This is a genomic window from Armatimonas sp., from assembly GCF_031410135.1.
In the GTDB taxonomy this organism is placed as follows: Bacteria; Armatimonadota; Armatimonadia; order Armatimonadales; family Armatimonadaceae; genus Armatimonas.
The window spans coordinates 1-4,793 of sequence record NZ_JANNYP010000586.1 but is presented as its reverse complement, the minus strand read 5'-3'; the positions used below and the strand labels follow the sequence as shown (position 1 = coordinate 4,793).

Below are 4,793 nucleotides of genomic sequence, written 5' to 3'. Positions count from 1 at the left end.
TGCTCGCGGACGTAGGCATTGAAGCAGGCCGTGTAACCCGGTGAGATCGCGGCGTGCGACGGATCAAAGTCCGGCCCGGGGGCTCCCTCATTGCCCTGCTGCGCAGTGAGGCGGCTGTCGAGGCGGCCCACGGTAACACCACGGTCACGCAGAAGCTCTTTGCAGAAGCTCCAGTGCTCGATCCGCAGGTCGTTGCGGTCCAGGTAGGTTTCCGAGAGGCCCGTGTAGGTGGAGAGAGTCGTGAGCAGCTTGGCCCGCTCTTTGGGAAGCACTCTATCGCCCTTCAGTAGTGCGGTGGCGTACTCGCCAAAGGCAAACGCCTCCACATCTTTTATCAGCTTCTCGACGGGCCGGTTGAGGATCACTTTGGCCAGCTTCTTATGGTACCAGGCGGTCGCGGCGTAGGTGGGCAGGTAGAGAATGTAGGGCAGGTCGTTGCCGGGAGCGAAGCGCAGGGTCTGGAAGTTGAGCACCGTGGAGATCAGCAGCAGCCCCGAGAGTGCGATGCCCTTGTCAATCAGATAGCCCGACAGGCCCGCACCACGGGTCGTGCCGTAGCTCTCGCCCACCATGTAGAGCGGCGAGCTCCAGCGCTTGTTGTGGGTGATAAAGAGCCGGATAAACTCCCCGAGGCTCTCGATATCGCCCTGGACACCCCAGAACTTCTTGGCCGTCTCATCATCTTTTGCGCGCGAGAAGCCCGTGCCCACTGGATCAATAAAGACCAGATCAAACTGCTCCAGCCAGGTGTGCGGGTTGTCCTCGACGGCATACGGCGGCGGCGGCAGGCTCCCATCGGGGAGCTGTGCGGCACGCTTGGGGCCGATTGTCCCCAGATGCAGCCAGACGCTCGACGAGCCGGGGCCGCCATTAAACGAGATCAGCAGCGGGCGCTCCTTGGCAGGCCGGTCGTCGTCTTTGGTGTAGGCCATGTAGAAGACCTGCGCCTCAATCTCGTCTTTGGCGTTCTTCAGCGGCATCCGCCCCGCCGTCACGGAGTACTTGATGGTTTTCCCGCCCAGCACCACTTCATGCTGCGTCACAACCGGCGTCTCTTCGACAAACTCACTCTTTTTTGCGCCCTCATCAGGCTTTTTCTCTTCGCTCATGGTGATGAGTATACCTAGCTCTTCCGATTTGTTCTCAGTTTTTTGGAGCGCGGAACTTGGGATCGAGCGTGGTCGCTTTGTCGAAGGCATCACTCGCCTCTTTTTTCTTGCCTAGCTTAAGCCTCGCTAGTCCTAAGTAATACCAAGCGCTGGCGTTTTTGGGATCAAGCTTCGTTGCCTTTTCTCCTGCCATAACAGATTCCTCAAATTTATTTATATAGTAAGCAGATTTCGAATAATGCTCCCATTCCCATGCCTCAGATTTTTTCGGATTCAACTCAATATATTTTTTAAAATCATCATAAGACATTTTATAATTGCCTAATTTATAGTGAGCATATCCACGATAGTAAAATCCATTAATATTATTTGCATCTAGCTGTATTGATTTATTGAGTGCCTCTACAGCTTTTTGATTTTCCTTAATCGCAGATAAACTCTTCCCTAAACCTGTCCATGCATAAGCCGACTCAGGTTTTATCTTTGTTGCTTTCTCAAAAGTATCTTTCGCTTCCGTATCACGATCCAAATCATAAAGGGCTTGTCCGCGATAGAGAAGTGCGAATAGGTTGTCTGAGTCTTTACGAAGTACTTTATCAATAGGTATCAGACTTGCAGCGCTCTTTCCCAGGGCTACTAAGCAAGCTCCCAAGTAGAGCTGTGCAGATACATCCTCGGGGAAGTTCTGGACGGCTTTTTCCAAAAGTGGCAGTGCCTCGGGTATACGCCCAAGTTCCACTAGGACAACACCGAGATTTGCCTCAGCGACAGCCAAACCAGGTGATCTCTTGAGTACACTCTGGAACGCAGCCAGAGCTTCAGGGTTGCGTTTAAGCTGTATCAAAAGCATGCCATAGTTCAAACAAACCCCTACATCATCCGGCAAAAGTGCTGTGGCCCGTTTAAGAGCGCTCGCCGCCTCGGCTCGCTTTTCTATTTGCCACAGTGAATACCCTCGCATCGCCCAAGCCATCCCATCATTTACCGTAAACTTCTCTATGCGAGAGAGGGTTTCCAAAGCAGCACTATAGCGCTCCATATAATAGAGAAGAGAGACACGCTCGGTCCAGTAAGGAATATCGCGCTGTATAGGTATCGCAGAGGGGGCAGGGAGCCTCGTCGGCAAATTAGGACCCACTACCACCTCGCTATCCGTAGGCTTGAGATAAATACGAGATTTTTTCTGGTCAATGAGCAGCTCAAAATGCCTTAGAAAGTCCATCCCAAGCAGAACTGTGTCATACCCCTCTGGCTGCAGATAGACCTCAGACAACGCTACACTATATCCCTGAAGCCCAACGGTGATGTTAGCCACCTGAGAGGTATCAACTCCATCGAGACTACCGATTTTTTGCTTCCCCTGTGGCTTGACGTTCAGTCCGGGGGTTACAATGAGCGAACCACCACCACCCGTATCGAGAATCGCAATTTCAGACACTTGATCATTGAGTGCCGTTTCCACAAATATACGCCCCACTGACTGCCCATAAGTTATGATCTCACGTGAGTTACCAACTTGAAAATCAAGTTCTTTAAGGAGAGAAGATCGCTCACGACTCAGAGGATAAAACACAAGCTCTTGACGGCCAAAATTCAGATAGACCAGCTTCTGAAGAAGCTTATCACAGCCTAGAATCCCATCAATTTTAGGAGCTTTTATTTTGTCCAGCTTTTGATCGTCAATGACATAGATAAGCCCTGCGAAGTTAGCTTTTCCTACTTGAAGCCGATCCACAGTGAGTGCATACATGCGGTTATCCAGTGTGGGGAGTCGTTTGAGTTTTTCATCATACTGCTCTTGTGGCACCTCTTGCACTTTCATATTTTTCACTCGTGAGCGTCGCAAGAGTGTCGTCGGGGCTCCTGTGTCTAGCAGAAAATGAAACGTTTGTCCTTCAATGACAACATCGATAACCGGCCCAAGATGATCTGTCATCTCTGTGGCATAGTCACCTAGAAAGCTAAATTGAACTCGAACGGGAGCCTCGCCGCCAAGCCCGAAATCCTGACGTGTCACCTGAAAGTCACTTTTTGTACTCTGCATCTGATTCACTCAGTCCTTATTTGAGATTTGAGGTTGATGGGACGAACTTAGGATCTATAGCCTGAGCACGTACAAACGCCTGTTGGGCCTGAGCGCTCTGCCCCTTGCCTTGGTACGCATAGCCAAGATAGCTCCAAGCAAGAGCATTTTTGGGATCCAAGACAATCGCTCTTTGGGCTGCCTGAGTTGCCTCGGCATAGTCTTTTATGCCTAGACTCGCCACAGCCAGCATCCGCCATTGCTCCGCCGAGTCTCTCTGTAGTTTAACGGCCTTCTTAAAATCAGAATATGCCTCCTGCATCTTCTTACCCCGCAAGTAGGCATAGCCCCGGAAGTACCAAACATCAGCATTCTGTGGACTGAGCTGCATCGCTTTATTCAGTGCTTGCAATGCTTCCTCTAGACGATACAGTACGGTTAAGGATTTTCCTAAACCAAGCCATGCTTGAACATTCCAGGGGTTCCGCAATGCTAATTTTTGGAATATTTCTCTCGCATCTTGAATTTTGTCGACTTTATAATAAGCCTCTCCCAAGATATAGAATCCAGAAAGATCATTTGGTAGTTTCATGACGGCTTTCTCTAGGAAAGGAATACTCTCTTGAATTTTCCCTGAATAAAATTGAGAAAACCCTAAATAGAGTGATGTATAGGGATCATTTGGAAAATAAAGAATTGCTTTTTCTAGATATGGAAGTGCTTCGGCATAGCGATCCATCTGTACCAGAGTCATGCCTAGATAGTAATCGGTATCGGGATCTGAAGGATCCAGTTTAAGAGATTCTCTGAGAGAGCGTTCTGCCTTTGAATATTGTGATATCTTAAATTGTACTCTTCCTAGGTTTCGAAGAATGTCGGGGTCTTCAGGATTATAATGCACTCCACGTTCTAAAGCTCTAATTGCATCTTTTAGATTTCCATTTTTGTTATATAACGCCGCACGCATCTGCCATAAAATACTATCTTTCGGGTCTAGTTTCTCTAGATGTGAAATACATTCCTCGAAATGAGGATAGTTCTCCATCCCATAGAGTATCCCTGCTCTCATGCGCCAATAATCAGCTTCTAGTTGTCGATATATAGGTTTTGGCGTCTTTAAAATGAGAGCTGATGAAGAGATTTTCTTGACTGTTTCGCTACACGGTTTTAGGCAGAGTTGGGTATTTTTCTGGTCGAGAAGTAACTCGAAATGATTCAAATAATCCATTCCCAGCAGGCAGTTTTCTTCGTCCTCTGTACGTAACATCACTTCCTTAAGAGGGACATGATAGCTACTAACTCCAATGGTCACATCGGCAGATTCAGTGGCTCGCAGTCCTTCTATTCCTGCCGACATAAATTTAACCCCGGGCTTAGAGATAAGCTCTGGAGTCACAAGCACCGTTGCGCCTGCACCAGTATCAAGAATCATAACCTCCGATATTTTTTCATTTATTGCCGCATTGATAAAGATGCGATTTCTTTCCAAACCATATGTTTTAATTTCTTCAGAGACTGAATTATAGTCTTCGTCAAAAGTATAGCGGATGAGGTATCCTGCTAGCATGAGACCACTCTCCCAAGACCTTCGACAACGCATTATAGACGCTCTGGACACAGGCGCAAGACAGGAAGCTATTGCAGAAAGATTCGCTGTCTCA

At 48.4% G+C, this 4,793-nt stretch carries 3 protein-coding genes; all 3 read right to left on the bottom strand.

Features of this window, described 5'->3' with window-relative positions; genetic code table 11:
- Positions 1-1,109: S10 family peptidase (locus RMO15_RS21580; protein WP_369016148.1), on the bottom strand; the 1,109-nt coding region annotated here is incomplete at its 3' end.
- Between the two features lie 34 nt (positions 1,110-1,143).
- Positions 1,144-3,153 (bottom strand): tetratricopeptide repeat protein, encoded by a 2,010-nt coding sequence (locus RMO15_RS21575; protein WP_309716988.1) that lies wholly within the window; start codon positions 3,151-3,153, stop codon positions 1,144-1,146.
- Between the two features lie 16 nt (positions 3,154-3,169).
- Positions 3,170-4,699: a tetratricopeptide repeat protein gene (locus RMO15_RS21570; RefSeq protein WP_309716985.1), complete on the bottom strand. Its 1,530-nt coding sequence runs from the start codon at positions 4,697-4,699 to the stop codon at positions 3,170-3,172.
- Positions 4,700-4,793: the final 94 nt, after the last annotated feature.